Source organism: Rossellomorea sp. GCM10028870, from assembly GCF_042666755.1.
GTDB lineage: Bacteria > Bacillota > Bacilli > Bacillales > Bacillaceae_B > Rossellomorea.
This window is the reverse complement of record NZ_JBHTGN010000001.1, coordinates 333,352-351,797: the sequence shown is the minus strand read 5'-3', so window position 1 is coordinate 351,797 and position 18,446 is coordinate 333,352. Positions and strand designations below refer to the sequence as shown.

Sequence of the window (18,446 nt, the reverse complement as noted above, 5' to 3'; positions counted from 1 at the left end):
CCTCGAGCCCCTAAGCCCCGTAGCTGGACAGGTGAGACCCCGGAGGCGCAGCCGAGGAGGCTCACCGCCAGCCCCGCGGAAAGCGAGCATCCTGGAGCGGAAATCAACTAGTACTTTCTTCTCTACAATAGCAACAAACTTTGCAGAACTTTTTTATAAATCCTTTTGATAAGGCCATTCAAAAAAGCCGGACCATTTCTCTTTTCAGAGACGATCCGGCTTTTTATTATTTCTTCTTACAGGTAAAGAAAATTCTTTCACTATGGTCTGTAGGAGCTTCTCCCGTGAAGTCTGCAGAGATCTCCAACACTTCGAACCCTGCATCCTTTAACCATTCCTTTAAGGTAAGAATGGGGTATGTCCGCTGTTTGTGAAGCTCTTCTACTCTTTCGTACTGATTCGTTTCCTCAACTTTCACGAAAAAAGTCAGTTCATGCTCTACACTATTGGGCACTTCTCCAGGAAAGCAATCCCAAATGTATGAAACCTGATCATCCGTCAGGGTATACGTCTTGTTAATAAATATTTGCGTCATTTTAAAAATGGAATGCACATCAAATAGGAATAAGCCACCCTGCTTCAGATGAGCAAATACACTTTTAAACGTATTTTCAACATCAAGTTCGTCTTCCAGGTAATTCAGGGAATCACAAAAAATCGTGATAAGATCGTATTCACCAAGTGAATCAAGCTTTGACATATCCTGTTGAAACAGATTAAGCTTTACGTTCATTTCTAATGCCTTTTCCTGAGCAACCATCAGCATATCCTGGGAGAGGTCAACACCTGTTACATCGTAACCGTCCCGGACTAGGCGCAGCGATAATTCCCCTGTGCCACAAGCGATGTCAAGAACACTTTTCCCTTGGATTGAATGGGCCTTGGCTTGTTTATCGACAAACTCCAACCAGCCATCATATGGGACGTCCTGCATTAAATAATCGTACATATAAGCAAAACGTTCATAACTCATTTAGTGACTCTCACCTTGTCCAACTTCAACGAAAGATGCATCTCCCCATAAGCGCTCAAGATTATAGTAACCTCTTTCCTCTTTATGGAACACGTGAGCGACTACATCACCTAAGTCGACTAAGATCCAGCGTGCTTGATCAAATCCTTCCAACCGTTTGACTGAATAGCCATTTTCTTCTGCTTTGTCCTTTAATTCACGGGCAATTGCCTGTACCTGTTTGTCTGAGTTCCCGTGACAAATCAGGAAATAATCCGCAATTAAAGAAACACCTTTCATATCTAATACAACAATATCTTCAGCACGTTTATCATCAGCGGCATTAAACGCTAATTCTACTAAATTTTGTTCCATTCCTTCATCTCCTCTGGTTTAAAATTAATCCGTTATAAAAGCGAAATGTATCCGGATAGATCGCTTGATTTTTTTTCATTAAAAACGTCATTGTATTTTGAAGAGCCTTTAAAATGCCTTGATCTAATGATTCTTTGGCGAGTTCCCTCACTTCTTCCACCCCGGGAAATTGTCGATTCGGCTCGATGTAATCAGCTAAATAGATCACTTTGTCCAGAGTGGTCATCTCTTCTTTTCCTGAAGTGTGGTAGCGAATGGCATTTAAAATATCTTCATCCTGTATACCAACTTCACGCTCTACAAGTAAGGCTCCTACAGGTGCATGCCAGAGCTCACTATTGTACAGCAAAAGATCCTGAGCCAGCTTCTCTTCTACAATGATTCTTCGCATTTCATGCTTATCCCGGAACTTCGCATAGTCATGGAAAATCGCCGCTATTTCCGCCTTTTTCTCATCGGCTCCATACCGTTTCGCAAGCTCTATACTTGTGTCCAAGACACCACAAGTGTGTATATAGCGATGTTCCGTTAAATGGTCTTTTACGATTTCCAAGGCTTTTTCCCTATTCATACAACTTCTCCTCCTTTATGAATCGACACACATCATCTGGAACTAAGTAGCGAACCGATTGTCCCTTTTTCACTGTGTCGCGAATATAGGAAGAAGAAATATCAATTTCTGGAACCTCAATCAACTGAACATCAAACGAAGTCTCATGTGAATAGGAAGGACGATTGACACCAATAAACCTTACCATTTCCTGAAGATCTCCGATTCGATACCACTTCGGGAGATATTCGATCATATCCCCGCCTATTATAAAAGAAAACTCGGTTTCCTCTTCCCTCTCGGTTAATAGCTTGATGGTGTCGTAGGTGTAAGAGGCACCCTCCCTTTCCAATTCAATCACCTCAATGGAAAAGTGGGGGTTGCCCTTAATCGCTTGTTGCAGCATGAAGAGGCGCTGATTCGCCGTTACACGATCATCCACCTGTTTATGAGGAGGGGCATGATTAGGAAGAAATCGAATTTCATCTAAATTTGCCTTCTTCAACACCTGCTCGGCAATAACCAAGTGGCCCATATGAGGAGGATTAAATGTCCCTCCCAGGAGTCCAACCTTTTTCATCATTTTATCAATCCTTATCGTGGTAGGATTAATTGCTTGTTTTCCTTCGATTCTTTGTAAAGGACGATGGTACTTCCAATTACCTGGACAACCTCTGCTCCTACGCCTTTTGATAGCTGGTCAGCTACCTCTGACTTATCCATATCACAGTTTTGAAGAACACTGATTTTCATCAGTTCTCTTACTTCAATCGCTTCTCCGATTGTTTTAATCATATTTTCATTGACTCCGCCTTTTCCCACTTGGAAAACCGGATTTAAATGATGTGCTTCTGAACGTAAATATCTTTTTTGTTTACCTGTTAACATGTTGACCTCCTAGTTGTTGTAATACGGTGTTTTTCATTATCGAATACGGTGGAAAGATTCCAGTCCACTTTTCAAATGAAAGGGCTCCCTGGTACACAAACATATCAAGACCATTTTGAGTACGAGCACCTTTCTGATTCGCTTGCTTTAATAATGCTGTTTCTAAAGGGTTATAGATAATGTCACTAACGATGCACCCCTCTTTTAACTCTTTGATCGTTAATGGACTCCCTTTTATATGAGGAAACATTCCTATAGATGTTGTATGGATGATTACATCATATTGGTCCAATCTGTTTTCAGCAGCCTCAAGAGATAGAAAGCGCGAGTTTAAATCGAAAGGGCACGCTTTAATCATATTTTCTGCTCTCAATGCAGTCCGGTTGGTCACATCGATTCTCTTTACTCCTAAAGAAGCAAGAGAATAATAAATGGCTCTCGCAGCACCACCGGCACCGATAATCAGCATCGATTTATCTTCAAGTTGGTCATCTGCTATATTTTTCAAGCCTTCAACAAACCCAAGACCGTCTGTATTATAACCGATCAGCTTACCGTTTTCATTGACAATCGTATTCACTGCCCCGATCGCCCCTGCCAATGGATCGATTCCATCTAAGAGAGGCATGACATGTTCCTTATGGGGAACTGTCACATTCACTCCTTGAATTCCCAAAGCCTTTATTCCATTAATGGCTTGGGAAAGCTGCTCTTTTCTCACGTGAAATTTCACGTATACAGAATCCATTCCACATTCTTGGAACGCAGCATTATGCATCTCGGGAGACATAGAATGGGCAATCGGATCTCCTATAACACCATATAGAGCCACAGAATCCCTCCTAGATTAATGATTTTCTCAAGAAAACACTAACGCCTTTAGGAACATGGGCAGCAATGGTCGCCCCTCTGTCATTCACTGTAATCCATCCTAAACCTGAGAAGACGATATCTGTTTTTGCTTCTTTAATTCTGAACTCATGCCTCACAAGTAGAGGGAATGTGCCCATATCATCTTTTCTTGGCGGCTGCAACAGTTCTCCTGCATGGTTCATATAGAGCTCATCGGCTTTCTCAATCTTTGTGCGATGAATGGATAGTTCATTTGAGAAATAACAGGTAAATGCCTGACGCTCACCCGCCATGAAGTCAAAGCGTGCCAATCCACCGAAGAAAAGGGTTTGTTCCGGATTCAACTGGAAGGTTCTCGGCTTGATCTCTTTCTTGGGAGTAATGATTTTCAAATCCTGTTTATCAATAAAATGGGCCATCTGATGATGATTAATAATTCCCGGCGTGTCTATGAGTGATTCTTCGTCATCAAGTGGAATTTGAATCATATCGAGAGTGGTGCCAGGGAAGTGAGACGTCGTAATGACATCTTGTTCACCTGATACATGCTTGATAATACGGTTTATAAACGTTGATTTCCCAACGTTTGTACACCCTACTACATACACGTCTTTCCCGTTTCGATAATGTTCAATCGCTTCGATCGCTTCGGTAATCCCCTGACCTTTTGCAGCACTCACTAACTGAACATCAATAGGCTTTAACCCTAATTGACTTGCTTCATGCTTCATCCAATGAATCAGCTTGGAGGGTTTCACAGACTTGGGGAGAAGATCCACTTTGTTTCCGATTAGCAGAATCGGGTTAGACCCCACGAAACGATGCAATCCAGGCAGCCAGCTCCCATTGAAATCAAATATATCGACAATCTTGACAATCAACCCTTCTGAATCACCAAGTTCATTTAATATTTTCAAGAAGTCATCATCCGTTAAGGGGACATCCTGGACTTCATTATAATGCTTTAATCTAAAGCAACGTTGACAAATAATCTCTTCTTTTTGAAGAGCCGAAGGAGGTGCATACCCCATTCCTTCCTTATTCTCCGTCTGGATTTCAACGCCACATCCTATACATACAACTTGACTCACTTTTTATCCTCCCACTCAAGCATGCCTTTACGCTTGAAAAACTTCATTATTCTGCGTTCAACTCGACGATTGAACTTTGTGATGAACCCATCTGATTGAGCAACGGGAACAACCAGTATCGTATGGAAACCGTTTCGATTTCCGCCCAAAACATCCGTTAACAGCTGGTCTCCAATCACGACCGATTCTTCCTTCTTCACACCCATTTCCTGAATCGCCCTCTTAAAAGCACGTCCCATTGGCTTACGGGCCTGAAAAATAAACGGAACGCCTAAAGGTTCTGCAAATGCTCCCACCCTGTTTTTATTATTATTGGACACAATGGTCACAAGGATTCCATGTTCCTGCATCTCTTTAAACCACTGAATTAATTTAGGGGTGGCATTGGGGCGGTCCCATTCCACTAACGTATTGTCTAAATCTGTAATGATCGCTTTAATTCCCTTTTCTTTTAAATACTCCGGACGGATACTGAAAATATCCTGAACCTGTTCATCGGGTAAAAATTGCTTTATCACTTGCAGCACCTCAAATTTCTTTATCATTTATTCACTTTAATATTTTACTTTTTTTAAATTGTATAGCTCCACGTCCATTGATTTCTGCGGATTCCAAATTCTTTCTATTAGTATCTTTTAACCTATAACAGATTAATGATAACCAATTTTCCCTGCAGATTCAAAATAAATCACATATATTCCTGGGATTCCATAAATATTCCCAAAGAGAATAAATATTTTTCGACAAATTTCCAGTTTCCTTCATGGTTGTGGATAACCTTATTCACATTATACAAGACATGAATATGGCTTATTTACCAGTTATATACAAGTTAGTCACAACTTATCCACCGTGAACTGTGGATAACGGAACGCTTGTTCTAAAAAAATAAATTTGGTAAAGTTTAATTACTACTTAAAAACGTACAAAACTTAATATTTCGAAATAAAAAAAGATGATGGTTATGGAGGTGGCATTAATGAGGAAATTATCGGACGAACTGTTGATTGATTCTTATTTCAAAGCGTTGGAGTTGAAACTCAATACAGAATTCATTCGCCTCATCGAAATGGAAATTCACCGTCGATCTCTTACTAATAAAATAAAAGCTACTTCGTAGAATACTAACATGAAATGGGACGGATTTATATCAAATCCGTCCTCTTTTTTATTGAGTGAAATCTCCTATTGTTTCCCCGACGGTTACATTCCTTGGAATTTCTTTGTTCCTTGAGAATTGGAATGTATCCCTTTCAAATAAAAGGATCACGGTGGAGCCGAAGCTGAAGTATGCGACTTCTTCGCCTTGTTTCCACTCTTTTCCTTCATGAACATAATCAACGCTGTTGACAAACATGGCCCCTACCTTTACTACAGCCACTTTGCCCTTTACATGTTGAAGCTCCGTAATGGAGCGGAAATTCTTTGAAAGTGCTTCTTTGCCGTACATCAACCCCAGCTCATTAACAGGGTAAGAATGCTGTCCAAGTGACCACCTGCCGAGAATCGTGCCTGACACGGGGCTGTGTATGCGATGATAATTTGCAGGACTCAGATAAAACACCGCAAATTCTCCCCCGCAATAATCAGAAGCTTTCTCTGCACTACCAAGCATATCAAGAATGGAGTACGTCTTTCCTTTCACCTCTATTTCAAGGGACTCGGAAATGACTCCGGTACTGGCAAGGGAGCCATCAACTGGACTAACTGCTTGTTTCTCACTATATTGTACGACCCTCGCATCTTCCTTCAGGTTTCTTATAAAGAAGTCATGTAATGTTTTATAGTCAGCTACCCGACCTTCTATTTCATCCACATTTATTTTGTACGTTTTAATGAATGATGAAACAAACGGCCGACTCAAAGGTGACTGTACAAATTTCCTGATCATATAAGAGGACCATTTCTTATTTGTTAGTTCAATAAAAAGACGATAAATGGATTGCTTCATTATAATCCCTCACATATTTCTAAAAAACGATTAACTTTAACAGTTTAATAAGTATATAATAAAATATTATTATATACTATATTTATAAGAATCTTTTTTCACCATTGGATGTAACAGTGACCTCAGGGCCCTTGTTTCTGCAAGTAATGTGACACGTGAAAATCCCAGGCAGAAATTATGTTCAATGGTGAGCAAACTTATTTAAAAGGAGTGAGTAATGATTGTTTCTCTCCGAAGTCGTCGATCAAACATTTAAAAAGCTTAAGGCCCAAACGGCCAACCTCATTACCTTGTCCAACTTATCTTTAGGTGGATTTGCTATCATTTCTATTCTTCATAACCAATTAAACCTATGTTTGTTACTCATTTTCGTCGCAGCCTTAACAGACCGCTTTGATGGGATGGTTGCGAGGAGATTGAACATTGAGTCAGAATTAGGGAAGCAGTTGGATTCCATGAGTGATATTATATCATTCGGCGTAGCACCGGCATTACTCCTGTATACAGCTGTTCTGAATCAGTATGACTTTCCCGGGATGTTTTTCGTCATATTTTATATAGGGTGCGGAGCTTTTCGATTGGCTCGCTTCAATATTTCAGAGAACGATGGCTACTTTACGGGCTTGCCAATAACCGTAGCCGGATGTTTACTGACCCTGTGCTATTTCGCCATCCCATTTGTTTCAGGTGTTCTCATTTTATGTATGACCATCATTCTGTCCATTTTAATGATTAGCCCGTTTACTTTAAAGAAGATGTAAGGATGATAACAGAGCCCTGTTCCCATGGAACAGGGCTCTGCTCGGATATAAGGTTGTACTTGTCAGGCTAACAGTTATTGTAGTACCACCATCCACCAAATAGGAAAAGTAAGATTAGTAATACAACAACTAACGCGAAGTAGAATCCTCCACCACCATAGTAACCTGGATAGACTGGTCCATAACAAGGGTACCCATACGGCATTACAATACCTCCTCACTTACTTTTACTACTAGTATATGTACATAGGGAAAGAGCGTATAGGCATTTTTCACCTTAAATATGGGATTTACCGGCTAAGAAAGTTTGCCTTTTCTTTGATTACTTTCCAGGGACATGCAAGGACATTCCCTTCTTATCATATGAATGAATATAGGCTTAAGTCCTTATGGAGGTGTAAACATGTCTGGAGTTCTAACAGCACTGGGGTATTTCTTTAAAGAGTTAATTTTCCTCGTTTCTTACGTTAAGAATAATGCATTCCCTCAACCACTTTCTGCAGCAGATGAAAAGAAATATTTAAGGCTGATGGCAGAAGGAAATGAGCATGCCCGTAATATGCTCATTGAACATAATCTGCGATTGGTTGCTCACATCGTCAAGAAATTCGAAAACACAGGCGAAGATCCAGAAGATCTAATTTCCATCGGGACCATCGGATTGATCAAGGCAATTGAAAGTTATTCAGAAGGCAAAGGCACCAAGCTTGCAACTTATGCGGCACGATGTATCGAGAATGAGATTCTTATGCATCTTCGTGCTCTCAAGAAAACGAAAAAAGATGTCTCTCTTCATGATCCTATCGGCCAAGATAAAGAAGGAAACGAAATCAGCTTAATTGATATCTTAAAGTCTGAGAGTGATGATGTCATCGATACGATTCAACTAAGCATGGAACTGGAGAAAGTAAGAAAATATATTTGTGTTCTCGACGAAAGAGAAAAAGAAGTCATTGTGGGGCGATTCGGATTAGACTTAAAAGAGGAAAAGACTCAGCGGGAAATTGCCAAGGAACTGGGAATCTCAAGAAGTTATGTATCACGAATCGAGAAAAGGGCACTGATGAAGATGTTTCATGAATTTTATCGTGAAGAAAAAGAAAAACGCAATAAATCATGAAAAAAGCGATCCAGGCTCGGATCGCTTTTTTTATTTGCTATTCAACACTGACTTCAGCGGCAATAATCAGACCAATCACAGATGTTACGATAAGACCCATTATCATTGAAAACATCGTAATCTCACTCCCTCTTTAGCAGTAATTAGTATTACTCCTCTTACTATTAATGTATCACGAAAAGCCGGATATTCCCCTCTCAATCGTGAACAACTTATTACTAAAGATTGACGGAACTGTGTCTGTCTTACGGCCCTCTTAATCCCATTAAAACAAAGGAGGACACCCTCCGAAAAAGGCATCCCCCCATTCATTCTATTTCTTATCCTGCTTCTTCTTTTTATGGAAGAGAGCCGACCAAAAAACAATATTTAAAAACATCGTTCCACCCACCTTCTGTTTCGTTAGGCAGTATCCTTCTCTACCCATAGCGCATTTAGCCTTTTCTCCTGTACATAAATCATATTTCATTCTCCTCTCCATTTTTTGATATTACCTTAGAACAACTGGGACATGTACTGGTTCTTGGTTTTCGTTTCTTCATAGAACTTTGAAACCGTTTCATTGTGAGTCACTTCTTCAAATGTTTCTTGTTTCTTTTTGAACGTTACCGTAATAAATAAAAGATTCAGTGTCATACGTATCACCCCTTTCAAAGTGCCTGCAGGGCTGCAAGGCATACTAAAAAGCCACAAAGAGTCCGATCCTTGTGGCACAAAAAAGCCACAGGAACCTGCATTCTCCCTGTGGCTATCATTTAATGGATTTAAAAATTAAGCGTGAAGCATCCCACAAGCGGTCGAATGATGAAAACAATATGAAGTTGTGTCTATTTTTCCAATAAGCATGAACATGTTCTTCGACCTCCCTCTTGTGATTTTTTTCTTACATTGGTTAGTATATCCAATTTCCATTAGAAAGTAAACCACTTTCCTCATTATTTTTTCTACAAATTTCCACATTATTCTAGAGTGTTCTTTTTCATAGTTTTGTGATTTTAAGACATCAGACCTTCCGCGGGCTCTGTCAATGAGAATGTGCTGGATGGTGAGGGGAACTGCTACGCTAGCTGAGGAGGCTCGGCACGCCCGTTCTTCCGCAGGAGTCTCCGCAGTTCCCCTCACCATCTATAGAAGATTTTCGTGACAGAGCATAAAGGTCAAAATAACAAATATAGAATGTATAGGATATGATTTCCAATGATCCGATCTGGCAGTAAGAAAGACTAAATTGACTTATTACCCTAATATTCGTTATCAATTTTTTGTTTATGCGATCCTGTGTAGATAATTTGTTTTATGAAACAAACTATCTACATATCTACAATTGGAACTATTTTATGTTTGTTTATCAATAACCCATAGGTAAATAAATAATTAGCACAGAGTGGATTGGAGCGGAAAGGAACGGTCCAAGTTTTCACACTTCACTCATACAAAAAATGAATTTATTTTTTTAGAATCTATACAAAACCATGGGATGAGACCCCATATGCGGGTGAAGGCTCACAGCCATCCACTTTTGAAAACGACAAAAAGAAAACGAGTCCTCAATGAGAACCCGCTTTACATGATCTATTCATCTATAGATTGCATATCTTTTTTGTATTTGATCGCTTTTGTAAAAAATATAAGTGACAATCCGAGTAAAACAACGGTCCCTGTCATGAGGGTGATCGTTTTACTAGGTGTGACGGTTTCTGTTGGAATAATGACCCCTAAATACATAAAGACACTAAGTGCAAGTAACGTAAAACCAAATCGTTTGAAGTCGTTCATCTTTTGTTGAATGGTTCTTTTTTTTGCGTTCTTCATGTGCATTCACCTACTTTAGAACTAGTAAACTCTCATTCTATGGTAACATACTGACGCATGTCAGCTACCATGTAATTGATACCAGTTCTACCAGTTGACGAATTACTTTGAAAGGGCATTTTCAATATCTTCAATCAGGTCTTCCACGTCTTCAAGACCTACAGATATACGTACTAATCCGTCTGTGATCCCTAACTCATTTCGGCGCTCTGCCGGAATGGATGCGTGAGTCATGCGAGCCGGAACCGAGATCAAGCTTTCTACAGCTCCCAGACTTTCAGCTAATGTAAAGTATTTGGTGTTCGTGAGGAGACGATCAGCATTTTCTTCACTGCCCACATCAAAGGATACCATACCACCGAAGCCGGATGCCTGTTTCTTGGCAATGTCGTGGTTCGGATGGGTTTCGAGTCCCGGATAGTAAACCTTTGATACTTTCGGGTGTGATGTAAGGTACTCGACTATCTTCTTCGTGTTTTCTTCATGTTCTTCCATTCTAAGCCCCAATGTTTTAATGCCCCGAATCAGTAACCATGAATCCTGTGGTCCAAGAACCCCACCTGTGGAATTCTGCACAAAAAATAACTCTTCAGCAAGCTCTTCGGAATTCACAACGACCAGTCCTGCCACAACGTCACTGTGTCCGCCGATGTATTTCGTTGCACTGTGAAGAACGATGTCTGCTCCCAGGCTGATTGGATTTTGCCAATATGGCGTGCTGAACGTATTATCTACAATCGTCAACAGATTGTGCTTCTTAGCTAATGAAGCTGCAGCCTCGATATCGGTAATTTTCAATAATGGATTTGTAGGTGTTTCAATGTATATAGCTTTTGTATTCGGCTTAATGGCACTTTCGATATTGTTGGTATCACTTGTATCAACGAAGGTGGACTCGATACCGACGCGATTTAACACCTTCGTCATGACACGGTACGTTCCTCCATAAACATCGTCTGTCATCACAATATGATCTCCGCTGTTGAACAACATCATAACCGCTGTGATAGCCGCCATTCCCGATCCGAAGGCAAAACCTTTTTCCCCGCCTTCCAGATCTTTAATAAGCTCTTCAAGGGCGTGCCGGGTCGGGTTTCCGGAACGCGAATATTCAAAGCCTTTATGCTTTCCTACTTCATCTTGTTTATACGTACTCACCTGATAAATGGGAGTGGATACAGCACCTGTTTGAGGATCTGTCGGGATACCGCCGTGTATTAATTGTGTTTTCTTTTTCATGATTAGATTCCTCCTTCATATATTTTCTTACTTAAATAGCGCTCACTTGAATCCGGGAAAATCGTTACGATGTGACTTCCGGATTGAGCTTCTTCTGCCTCCTGTAATGCGGCATGAAGTGCAGCGCCAGAAGAACTGCCGACCAGTAAACCTTCCAGCAAGGCAAGCTCTTTTACTCTTTTAAAAGCATTGTCATCTGTTACGGTATGGATACTATTGAAATAGCTTGAATCCATATAGTGAGGTAAAAATTCCATACCGATCCCCTCAGTTTTATGAGGTCCCGTTGACCCGCCATTCAAAATGGATCCTTCAGGTTCGACAATCACTGTTTTAATATTTCCATTCATTTCTTTGAGGAATTGAGCTGTCCCCATAAAGGTACCACCTGTCCCCGCACCTGCAACAAACGTATGAATTTCGCCGTTCATCTGGCTCCAGAGTTCCGGTCCCAATGTTTTGTAATACGTATTGGGGTTAGCATCATTTCCAAATTGCTGAGGAGAATAAGAGTTAGGGATTTCCTTCACCAGTTCAGTTGCTTTTGCGATGGCACCCTTCATTCCTTCTTCGGTAGGAGTATGGACTATTTTTGCTCCTAATGCTTTCATAAGCTCCTGTTTCTCCATACTGAATTTTTCAGGTACGCAGAACATAACGTTGTATCCAGAATTCACAGCTGCGAGAGCCAGGCCGATTCCCGTGTTCCCTGCAGTCGGTTCGATGAAGGTGCCTCCCGGTTTTATTTTACCTTTGCGAATGGCATCTTCTAATAATTCCCTGCCTAAACGATCCTTCACACTACCCCCGGGATTGAAAAACTCCAGCTTGGCAAAGAGGCGAACGCCTTTCTTCAATGGGAAGTTTGTAATCTCGACAATCGGTGTATTCCCAATCAGGTCATGTACGCTTTTATACACGTCCATGTATTCAATCCCCCTTTATAAAAAAAGCTGACCCATCCACCATCCCTGTTCTCCGTATACACGAATAGAGTGCTCGCCTGAACACATCTGTTCCGTATGAGTTTAGGAGAAAGTTGGTACCTGGGTCAGCCATATTTCCCTTGTATTATACAGACTCTACAATGCTCATTACCATTTTAGCAGAGTGAAGTGCTGCCTTTTCTAAGTATTGCTCGAAGGAAACATCTGATTCCTTGCCGGCAATATCAGAAAGAGATCGAATGATGACAAATGGTACGTGGAATTGATGAGCCACTTGCGCAATGGCAGCCGCTTCCATTTCTACTGCCTGTAAATCAGTAAACTTGTCACGGATCGCTTCCACTCGCACCGGATCATTCATAAATGAATCTCCCGTGGCGATTAATCCTGACACCACTTGAGCATCTCCCAGTTCCTTCACGCTGGCAATAGCCGTTTTCATTAATTTCTCGTCTGCTGTAAATGCTGCAGGAAGCTGCGGTACCTGACCGTATTCATATCCAAAAGCCGTTACATCCACATCATGATGTCTTACTTCTGTTGAGATGACGACATCACCAACATTTAGAGAAGGATCGAATCCTCCTGCTGACCCTGTATTGATGATGCAATCCGGTTTAAAATGCTGTAGAAGAACAGCTGTTGACATCGCTGCATTCACTTTGCCGATTCCTGAGCGAAGTAAGATCACTTCTTTGTCTTTCATCATTCCACTTGTATATTCACACCCTGCGATTGTTTCCACTACAGGGTTTGAAATATTTTCTCTAAGTAAGGCTACTTCTTCTTCCATTGCTCCAATGATGGCGATTTTCATTACTAAAAACCTCTTTCTACTGTTTAGTCGCCTCCATAATCCAAACAAAGGTATTCACTTGCTTAAATCGAACTGAAAATCCATTCTGGTTCAATAACTCCCTTAGAACCTCCAAGGTTGTGTAATATTCCCGTTTTAAATCTTCAGCCAGATTGTAATACTCTTTTTTTATTGCTAGGGATATGGCGGCTTGATAGTGCTGATCCGTTTCAAATATCGTATCGGCAAATACTATTTTACCACCTTGTGCTAGGAGCTTTCCATATATGCTAAAAGCTTTTCCCTTTTCTTCATCTGTTAAATGATGAAATGCATAGGAGCTGACGATGGAATCTGCCCTTCCTTCTAAAGAAAAGTCCAGGAAATCACCATCCCTAAACGTCACGTCTTCTCCAAGCTTCTGCATTCCGATCGCTCTCATTTCAGGAGAAGGTTCAAAAGGAACCACTTCAAGCCCTGCATCCAGTAATCTCTTGGTCAAGTTTCCAGTACCGGGACCAAATTCAACGACCCTTCCCTTAGAACGGGACACAACCTCGTCAAGAATGGATTCATACTCCTCGAAGACCGCTTGGTATTCAACGTCTTTTCCAGTAACTGTATCGTCATAAGAATCTGCCCAATCCTGAAACAAATCCAAAAATTCTCTACCCATGGTTTAGCACCTCTGCTACATTAAGTTTATAATTCCTATAAACATACTATGAATTAAAATTTAAACTGTTATTAAATTATCATATTCTCCTAATGAATTCAACAAATAATAATTGTAAAATCCGTTTTGTGACTCTAAAATAAGGGGAGACAACCTGCCACAAGCAAATGAGGAGGAGAATCTTATGAATATTTCATTTGACTTAATAGAAGATAAAGTGGAATTTTTTGAAGCAGATAATTTAAGAACATTAGAAAAGAAGGTAGATGAACAAATTCAGCATAATAAAGCGATCATGCTTAGTGTACACCATGTGGATCATGCCGTTTCAATTGATGAAAATGGCAGGAGGTTGTATAGTGCTGCGGTTCATTTTAAAGTAAAGAAGTAATTCATTGAAAAAGGCCCTTCCAAGAGAAAGGGCCTTTTTCATCTATTATTAGTCTTTATCATTTTCCACTAATTCCTGTACTTTCGTAGGCTGCCATCCTTTGCCGTCCACCCACTGCAGGTACACTCTGTATGGCGTTTTTGTATCTTTAGCTGTCACGGTAGCCATGGATTTCTGAGGGCCGCCGTTCCCTTCAATATACCAAACGGTCATATTATCTTCAGGAATTCCCGTTGCATACGACGTAGCTTTTACTTTTTCCTGCCAGTCGGCTGATCCTAAATCATATGAAGATACGTGTTCACCTGTTTGCTCTGTTCCGATTGGCTTCCAGTTAGGATGCACCATTGTTTGCTTCACATTTGGATCGTCACTATCTTCTACTTTTAATTCACTTTGGTCTTCACCTTCTAATTTAACAGTGTCCTGCTTTTCATCAGAAGCTTCATCTTTTTGTTTTTCTTCATCGCTTTTCTTTTCTTCGTCTTTTTTATTTTCATTCTCTTTTTCCTCAGATTTTTTATCCTCATCTAAAGAAACAGATTTATCGTCTTTTTCAACATTATTATTGCTCTTGTTTGATTCTTTTGTTTCTGTATTCGCAAGACCGGATGATGCCTTTTCATCGCCGTCTCCCATCACTATTGTTGCTCCGACAACGACAATCAATAAAAGTACGACTGCAATCATTATGTTCAAAATTTTATTTGTATTCTTCTTGGATCGTTTATCTAATCGAGATTGGTATTTCGCCATTATGTTTCCCTCCCTATTATCCTAAACATTTTAACATGACAAGAGGAAAAGAATAAAGCGAAACATTATCCATTCTTAGGGATTCAGCCACTTTCATTAGAAAGGGAAAAAGGTCACAGGACCATTGTACAATAGGTTTAATCGTTTTCAAGATTATATATGGCATCTACGCTATCTTTGAAAATCGGGTAGATCCCACCCTCATCGATCTTCACATCCATGTTGACGGCAACCAGGGAGTATTTAGGGTTTTCAAAGGGAAAATATCCTGCGAACCATTTATTATACAATTCATTTTCTTTCGCTTCTTCACCCCGATAATTACCTGTTTGCGCCGTTCCCGTTTTACCGGCAATGGTGTAGGCAGCTGTTTGCAGGTATGGAGCAGTTCCTTCAGGTGAGTTTACAACTCCTCTTAAATACTGCTGAAGCTTCATTGCCGTATATGGAGTAATCGTCTCACCCTCCTGCTTTTGTTTGGGGAAGGAAAACATCTTCGTTCCATTTTGGTACTCGACGGCGGATACGGCACTCACTTGATATTTCTCTCCTCCCCTGGCGATGGTGGCCATCATATTGGCGATGCCCAGAGGAGTGACTCGAACTTCTTGTTGTCCAATCCCAGTTTGAGAAACAAGTTTGGGTTCATCTCTATGTTCTTCCGACGCAAAGATCCTTCCTTCGCTTACTTGAAGCTGAGGAAAGCTTTCGTAATGAAAGACATCCCCTTTCCAGACAATATCACCAAGCAAGCCGATCTTTTCAGCATATTCATCAAGAAGATGGGTATCTTTCTCCGTTAATTCATTGGCCAAATCCGCAAACGTCCGGTTACAGCTGACGGCAAGACTCGTTTTTATATTGATAGTTCCGTGTGGCTTTTCTGCACGACCGCCTCGAATATCTTCATCACATGCAAATAGCCTGCTTTCATCCACAATCCCTTCGTCCATGGCTGCAGCGGCGACAACGGTCTTAAACACAGAGCCGGGGATCAACGCTTTCAGCATGTAGTTCGTTGCCCCGCCACTGAACGGGTCACGGCTGCTCATCGCAGGTCTTGAGACACTTGCGACAATTTCGCTTTTTTCAATATCAAGGAGCAGTAATCCTCCCTTTTGAATGTTATACGTATCTGCAACCTCTTCCAATGCTTGCTGCATCTTCCCATCAATCGTCGTTTTCACATTAAGGGGATAGAATGGATTGGCTGGCGCCAAATATTTTACATCCACACCGAATAATGGGCCACCGATTGCATCAACATGATAGATCAATTTCGCTTCCTCTTCTGCTACCAGCCATTCATCAAAGCTCTCTTGAAGCCCGGACACGCCAATTTTCTGATTGGCCCCCTTTACTTTATCCGGGTAACGCTTATGGAACACGTCGGCATTTTCTCCCGTCACACCAATCAGCTGTGAAGCAGGCACTTCACTACTTTTGAACTTTTTCGTGAGTGCAAACACTCCTTGAATTTCAAGGTCATTGATTTCTTTCATTTGATTTTCGGTGAGCTGTAAAGGTTCTTTTCCGCCAAATACGATAGGTCCTTTCGCTTCTTCAACCTTAGATTGAATGGTTTTGGGAGGGACATGAAGGATTCCCGCCACTTTTTCTACTGGCCATTCGATTTGTTTTAGAAATGGAAAAAGAACGAGAATATTCTTTTCCGTAAACGTAAGAGGCTCACCGTTTCGATCAAGAAATTCTCCACGCCCTTCATCGATCACCAATTGTTGTGTTCGTTGAGATACACTTTCTTCAAGAAGATTGATTTTATGTTTCGAATAGGACTCTGTTTGAAATAATTGCAATTGCATCAGTCTCCCTGACAAGGCAAAGAGAGAGAGTAATAAGAAGATACTGAGCAGCCTGATTCGTTTACGTTTCATAATGTCACCTCGTCCCCATTGTTGACGAGTTTCGGGTGAAATAATCTTTTTCCCGGCATAAAAAAAGAAGAGGCCCGCTAATGAGCCCCTCCTACATGATCAGCTTACTTCCACAATCTTCACATTCATTTCTCCACCTGGAGTTTGAACGCTTACTTCCGCGCCTACTTTATGGCCAAGAAGGCTTTTCGCGATTGGTGAATCATTTGAAATCTTTCCTTCAAATGGATCTGCTTCTGCACTACCGACGATTGTGTATGTTTCTTTGTCTCCGTCCGGCAGTTCAACGAACGTTACCTTTTTACCTAATTGTACTGTATCTGAATTCATATCATCTTCTTGAATGATTTTCGCATTGCGAATCATGTTTTCTAAAGTAGAAATACGGCCTTCAACAAATGCTTGTTCATCTTTCGCTGCGTCGTATTCTGAGTTCTCGGATAAATCTCCAAAGCTTCGGGCGATTTTAATACGCTCTACTACTTCTTTACGTTTAACCGTTTTCAAATTCTCAAGCTCTTTTTCCAATTTAGCTTTACCTTCTGCTGTCATAGGAAATACTTTTTCTGTACTCATGACCCTCTTCACTCCTTCTGCTATCTAAGAGTTTCCCCATACTCTCTATGTAAATGTTCATTTGCTAGTTATGTAAAGGTAGGGAATGGAGAGAGAATTCATTCTCTCTCCATTCCCTGCTTCTTTACAATGTGGGAAAATGTAACTTCTACCTTTATGTCTTTATCTATGCTATCGTATTACAAAAATGACTTTTGTTCAAGAATTGTTTGAATTTTTGTTACCATTAAATCGATGGCTACGTGATTATGACCACCTTCAGGAATGATCACATCAGCATATCGCTTCGTCGGTTCGATAAATTGATTATGCATAGGACGAACAACTGTAATGTATTGATCAATGACGGAATCAATGGAACGGCCACGCTCCTTGATATCACGAAGCATCCTTCTAATGATGCGAAGATCGGCATCTGTATCTACATATAGCTTAATATCCATTAAGTTACGCAATCTTTCATCTTCTAATACTAAAATTCCTTCTAAAATAATAACATCTTTCGGTTCAACGAGAATCGTGTCGTCTGAACGGGTGTGCATTTTATAATCATAAACCGGCTTATTTACGGGTTGATGATCTAAAAGACCGTGCAGATGTTGAATTAATAGATCATTGTCAAATGCTAATGGATGATCATAATTGGTTTTTAAACGTTCCTCAAAAGGAAGATTCGATTGATCTTTATAATAATAGTCCTGCTGCAGCATTAAAATCGAATGACCTTGAAATTGCTCATAAATGGCTTTGGTGACACTTGTTTTACCTGAGCCGGATCCTCCTGCTACACCAATCACAACGGGTTTATGCTTCATAAG

General features: G+C 40.6%; 25 protein-coding genes. 4 read left to right on the top strand and 21 right to left on the bottom strand.

Going from position 1 to position 18,446, the window contains the following annotated elements:
* Positions 1 to 226 precede the first annotated feature (226 nt).
* From ACFQWC_RS01775 to ACFQWC_RS01740, 8 genes are read right to left on the bottom strand one after another with little or no spacing between them, the layout of a single operon-like run.
* Positions 227 to 973 (bottom strand): class I SAM-dependent DNA methyltransferase, encoded by a 747-nt coding sequence (locus tag ACFQWC_RS01775; RefSeq protein ID WP_377105795.1) that lies wholly within the window; start codon positions 971 to 973, stop codon positions 227 to 229.
* Positions 974 to 1,327, bottom strand: coding sequence for a ribosome silencing factor (gene rsfS / locus ACFQWC_RS01770; RefSeq protein ID WP_299738552.1), 354 nt, complete (start codon positions 1,325 to 1,327; stop codon positions 974 to 976). It lies immediately after the preceding gene.
* 4 nt (positions 1,328 to 1,331) lie between these two features.
* Complete coding sequence (gene yqeK / locus ACFQWC_RS01765; protein WP_377105792.1) at positions 1,332 to 1,898, bottom strand: bis(5'-nucleosyl)-tetraphosphatase (symmetrical) YqeK; 567 nt, start codon at positions 1,896 to 1,898, stop codon at positions 1,332 to 1,334.
* A complete protein-coding gene (locus ACFQWC_RS01760; protein WP_377107202.1) occupies positions 1,891 to 2,457 on the bottom strand; it encodes a nicotinate-nucleotide adenylyltransferase in 567 nt (188 codons plus the stop codon). The genes yqeK and ACFQWC_RS01760 overlap by 8 nt, the downstream gene beginning before the upstream one ends.
* A gap of 14 nt (positions 2,458 to 2,471) precedes the next feature.
* Positions 2,472 to 2,765: a ribosome assembly RNA-binding protein YhbY gene (yhbY, locus tag ACFQWC_RS01755; protein ID WP_377105790.1), complete on the bottom strand. Its 294-nt coding sequence runs from the start codon at positions 2,763 to 2,765 to the stop codon at positions 2,472 to 2,474.
* Entirely contained in the window at positions 2,752 to 3,597 is an 846-nt protein-coding gene (gene aroE / locus ACFQWC_RS01750) for a shikimate dehydrogenase (RefSeq protein WP_377105788.1), read from the bottom strand. The genes yhbY and aroE overlap by 14 nt, the downstream gene beginning before the upstream one ends.
* Positions 3,598 to 3,607: 10 nt before the next feature.
* Positions 3,608 to 4,708 (bottom strand): ribosome biogenesis GTPase YqeH, encoded by a 1,101-nt coding sequence (gene yqeH, locus ACFQWC_RS01745; RefSeq protein WP_377105786.1) that lies wholly within the window; start codon positions 4,706 to 4,708, stop codon positions 3,608 to 3,610.
* The gene (locus ACFQWC_RS01740) at positions 4,705 to 5,253 is read right to left on the bottom strand and encodes a YqeG family HAD IIIA-type phosphatase (RefSeq protein WP_299738562.1); all 549 of its coding nucleotides are present in this window, start codon (positions 5,251 to 5,253) and stop codon (positions 4,705 to 4,707) included. The genes yqeH and ACFQWC_RS01740 overlap by 4 nt, the downstream gene beginning before the upstream one ends.
* Positions 5,254 to 5,687: 434 nt before the next feature.
* Between ACFQWC_RS01740 and sda the strand changes: the two genes are divergently transcribed.
* Entirely contained in the window at positions 5,688 to 5,828 is a 141-nt protein-coding gene (sda, locus tag ACFQWC_RS01735; RefSeq protein ID WP_044339579.1) for a sporulation histidine kinase inhibitor Sda, read from the top strand.
* Positions 5,829 to 5,876: 48 nt separating this feature from the next.
* Here the strand turns inward: sda and ACFQWC_RS01730 are convergent, their stop codons facing one another.
* Positions 5,877 to 6,659 (bottom strand): phosphatidylserine decarboxylase, encoded by a 783-nt coding sequence (locus ACFQWC_RS01730; RefSeq protein ID WP_299738566.1) that lies wholly within the window; start codon positions 6,657 to 6,659, stop codon positions 5,877 to 5,879.
* 221 nt (positions 6,660 to 6,880) lie between these two features.
* Between ACFQWC_RS01730 and pssA the strand changes: the two genes are divergently transcribed.
* Positions 6,881 to 7,420, top strand: coding sequence for a CDP-diacylglycerol--serine O-phosphatidyltransferase (pssA, locus tag ACFQWC_RS01725; RefSeq protein ID WP_299738568.1), 540 nt, complete (start codon positions 6,881 to 6,883; stop codon positions 7,418 to 7,420).
* A gap of 67 nt (positions 7,421 to 7,487) precedes the next feature.
* Here the strand turns inward: pssA and ACFQWC_RS01720 are convergent, their stop codons facing one another.
* Positions 7,488 to 7,625 (bottom strand): hypothetical protein, encoded by a 138-nt coding sequence (locus ACFQWC_RS01720; RefSeq protein ID WP_172655779.1) that lies wholly within the window; start codon positions 7,623 to 7,625, stop codon positions 7,488 to 7,490.
* A 198-nt stretch (positions 7,626 to 7,823) separates the two neighbouring features.
* On the opposite strand from ACFQWC_RS01720, the gene sigK reads away from it, so the two are divergent.
* On the top strand, positions 7,824 to 8,540 hold the full coding sequence (sigK, locus tag ACFQWC_RS01715) for an RNA polymerase sporulation sigma factor SigK (RefSeq protein WP_299738575.1): 717 nt from the start codon (positions 7,824 to 7,826) through the stop codon (positions 8,538 to 8,540).
* 313 nt (positions 8,541 to 8,853) lie between these two features.
* Here the strand turns inward: sigK and ACFQWC_RS01710 are convergent, their stop codons facing one another.
* The 7 genes from ACFQWC_RS01710 to ACFQWC_RS01680 form a co-directional block, all read right to left on the bottom strand.
* Positions 8,854 to 9,009, bottom strand: coding sequence for a hypothetical protein (locus ACFQWC_RS01710; protein WP_299738577.1), 156 nt, complete (start codon positions 9,007 to 9,009; stop codon positions 8,854 to 8,856).
* Positions 9,010 to 9,035: 26 nt separating this feature from the next.
* The gene (locus ACFQWC_RS01705) at positions 9,036 to 9,176 is read right to left on the bottom strand and encodes a YrzI family small protein (protein ID WP_172655777.1); all 141 of its coding nucleotides are present in this window, start codon (positions 9,174 to 9,176) and stop codon (positions 9,036 to 9,038) included.
* 936 nt (positions 9,177 to 10,112) lie between these two features.
* The gene (locus tag ACFQWC_RS01700; RefSeq protein WP_187443288.1) at positions 10,113 to 10,352 is read right to left on the bottom strand and encodes a YrhC family protein; all 240 of its coding nucleotides are present in this window, start codon (positions 10,350 to 10,352) and stop codon (positions 10,113 to 10,115) included.
* Positions 10,353 to 10,454: 102 nt separating this feature from the next.
* On the bottom strand, positions 10,455 to 11,591 hold the full coding sequence (locus ACFQWC_RS01695; protein ID WP_299738588.1) for a bifunctional cystathionine gamma-lyase/homocysteine desulfhydrase: 1,137 nt from the start codon (positions 11,589 to 11,591) through the stop codon (positions 10,455 to 10,457).
* Positions 11,592 to 11,593: 2 nt separating this feature from the next.
* Positions 11,594 to 12,517, bottom strand: coding sequence for a PLP-dependent cysteine synthase family protein (locus ACFQWC_RS01690; protein ID WP_299738590.1), 924 nt, complete (start codon positions 12,515 to 12,517; stop codon positions 11,594 to 11,596).
* A 145-nt stretch (positions 12,518 to 12,662) separates the two neighbouring features.
* Entirely contained in the window at positions 12,663 to 13,355 is a 693-nt protein-coding gene (gene mtnN, locus ACFQWC_RS01685) for a 5'-methylthioadenosine/S-adenosylhomocysteine nucleosidase (protein WP_341356608.1), read from the bottom strand.
* Between the two features lie 16 nt (positions 13,356 to 13,371).
* The gene (locus ACFQWC_RS01680) at positions 13,372 to 14,010 is read right to left on the bottom strand and encodes a class I SAM-dependent DNA methyltransferase (RefSeq protein ID WP_341356609.1); all 639 of its coding nucleotides are present in this window, start codon (positions 14,008 to 14,010) and stop codon (positions 13,372 to 13,374) included.
* A gap of 184 nt (positions 14,011 to 14,194) precedes the next feature.
* Between ACFQWC_RS01680 and ACFQWC_RS01675 the strand changes: the two genes are divergently transcribed.
* Positions 14,195 to 14,401 carry a DUF2536 family protein gene (locus ACFQWC_RS01675; protein ID WP_299738597.1) on the top strand — a complete coding sequence of 69 codons (207 nt, stop codon included), beginning with the start codon at positions 14,195 to 14,197 and terminating at the stop codon, positions 14,399 to 14,401.
* 48 nt (positions 14,402 to 14,449) lie between these two features.
* Here the strand turns inward: ACFQWC_RS01675 and ACFQWC_RS01670 are convergent, their stop codons facing one another.
* From ACFQWC_RS01670 to udk, 4 genes are all read right to left on the bottom strand, one after another.
* Entirely contained in the window at positions 14,450 to 15,157 is a 708-nt protein-coding gene (locus ACFQWC_RS01670) for a YrrS family protein (RefSeq protein ID WP_299738599.1), read from the bottom strand.
* 137 nt (positions 15,158 to 15,294) lie between these two features.
* Positions 15,295 to 17,052, bottom strand: coding sequence for a peptidoglycan D,D-transpeptidase FtsI family protein (locus tag ACFQWC_RS01665; protein WP_341356611.1), 1,758 nt, complete (start codon positions 17,050 to 17,052; stop codon positions 15,295 to 15,297).
* A gap of 99 nt (positions 17,053 to 17,151) precedes the next feature.
* Positions 17,152 to 17,628: a transcription elongation factor GreA gene (gene greA / locus ACFQWC_RS01660; protein ID WP_299738603.1), complete on the bottom strand. Its 477-nt coding sequence runs from the start codon at positions 17,626 to 17,628 to the stop codon at positions 17,152 to 17,154.
* A 179-nt stretch (positions 17,629 to 17,807) separates the two neighbouring features.
* Positions 17,808 to 18,443 (bottom strand): uridine kinase, encoded by a 636-nt coding sequence (gene udk, locus ACFQWC_RS01655; RefSeq protein ID WP_044339568.1) that lies wholly within the window; start codon positions 18,441 to 18,443, stop codon positions 17,808 to 17,810.
* Positions 18,444 to 18,446: the final 3 nt, after the last annotated feature.

Bases quoted from the DNA above. Each gene is read 5' to 3' on its own strand.
- ACFQWC_RS01775 (WP_377105795.1), bottom strand. From the start codon at position 973: ATGAGTTATGAACGTTTTGCTTATATGTACGATTATTTAATGCAGGAC.
- rsfS (WP_299738552.1), bottom strand. From the start codon at position 1,327: ATGGAACAAAATTTAGTAGAATTAGCGTTTAATGCCGCTGATGATAAA.
- yqeK (WP_377105792.1), bottom strand. From the start codon at position 1,898: ATGAATAGGGAAAAAGCCTTGGAAATCGTAAAAGACCATTTAACGGAA.
- ACFQWC_RS01760 (WP_377107202.1), bottom strand. From the start codon at position 2,457: ATGAAAAAGGTTGGACTCCTGGGAGGGACATTTAATCCTCCTCATATG.
- yhbY (WP_377105790.1), bottom strand. From the start codon at position 2,765: ATGTTAACAGGTAAACAAAAAAGATATTTACGTTCAGAAGCACATCAT.
- ACFQWC_RS01740 (WP_299738562.1), bottom strand. From the start codon at position 5,253: ATGATAAAGAAATTTGAGGTGCTGCAAGTGATAAAGCAATTTTTACCC.
- sda (WP_044339579.1), top strand. From the start codon at position 5,688: ATGAGGAAATTATCGGACGAACTGTTGATTGATTCTTATTTCAAAGCG.
- ACFQWC_RS01730 (WP_299738566.1), bottom strand. From the start codon at position 6,659: ATGAAGCAATCCATTTATCGTCTTTTTATTGAACTAACAAATAAGAAA.
- ACFQWC_RS01720 (WP_172655779.1), bottom strand. From the start codon at position 7,625: ATGCCGTATGGGTACCCTTGTTATGGACCAGTCTATCCAGGTTACTAT.
- sigK (WP_299738575.1), top strand. From the start codon at position 7,824: ATGTCTGGAGTTCTAACAGCACTGGGGTATTTCTTTAAAGAGTTAATT.
- ACFQWC_RS01710 (WP_299738577.1), bottom strand. From the start codon at position 9,009: ATGAAATATGATTTATGTACAGGAGAAAAGGCTAAATGCGCTATGGGT.
- ACFQWC_RS01705 (WP_172655777.1), bottom strand. From the start codon at position 9,176: ATGACACTGAATCTTTTATTTATTACGGTAACGTTCAAAAAGAAACAA.
- ACFQWC_RS01700 (WP_187443288.1), bottom strand. From the start codon at position 10,352: ATGAAGAACGCAAAAAAAAGAACCATTCAACAAAAGATGAACGACTTC.
- ACFQWC_RS01695 (WP_299738588.1), bottom strand. From the start codon at position 11,591: ATGAAAAAGAAAACACAATTAATACACGGCGGTATCCCGACAGATCCT.
- ACFQWC_RS01690 (WP_299738590.1), bottom strand. From the start codon at position 12,517: ATGGACGTGTATAAAAGCGTACATGACCTGATTGGGAATACACCGATT.
- mtnN (WP_341356608.1), bottom strand. From the start codon at position 13,355: ATGAAAATCGCCATCATTGGAGCAATGGAAGAAGAAGTAGCCTTACTT.
- ACFQWC_RS01680 (WP_341356609.1), bottom strand. From the start codon at position 14,010: ATGGGTAGAGAATTTTTGGATTTGTTTCAGGATTGGGCAGATTCTTAT.
- ACFQWC_RS01675 (WP_299738597.1), top strand. From the start codon at position 14,195: ATGAATATTTCATTTGACTTAATAGAAGATAAAGTGGAATTTTTTGAA.
- ACFQWC_RS01670 (WP_299738599.1), bottom strand. From the start codon at position 15,157: ATGGCGAAATACCAATCTCGATTAGATAAACGATCCAAGAAGAATACA.
- ACFQWC_RS01665 (WP_341356611.1), bottom strand. From the start codon at position 17,052: ATGAAACGTAAACGAATCAGGCTGCTCAGTATCTTCTTATTACTCTCT.
- greA (WP_299738603.1), bottom strand. From the start codon at position 17,628: ATGAGTACAGAAAAAGTATTTCCTATGACAGCAGAAGGTAAAGCTAAA.
- udk (WP_044339568.1), bottom strand. From the start codon at position 18,443: ATGAAGCATAAACCCGTTGTGATTGGTGTAGCAGGAGGATCCGGCTCA.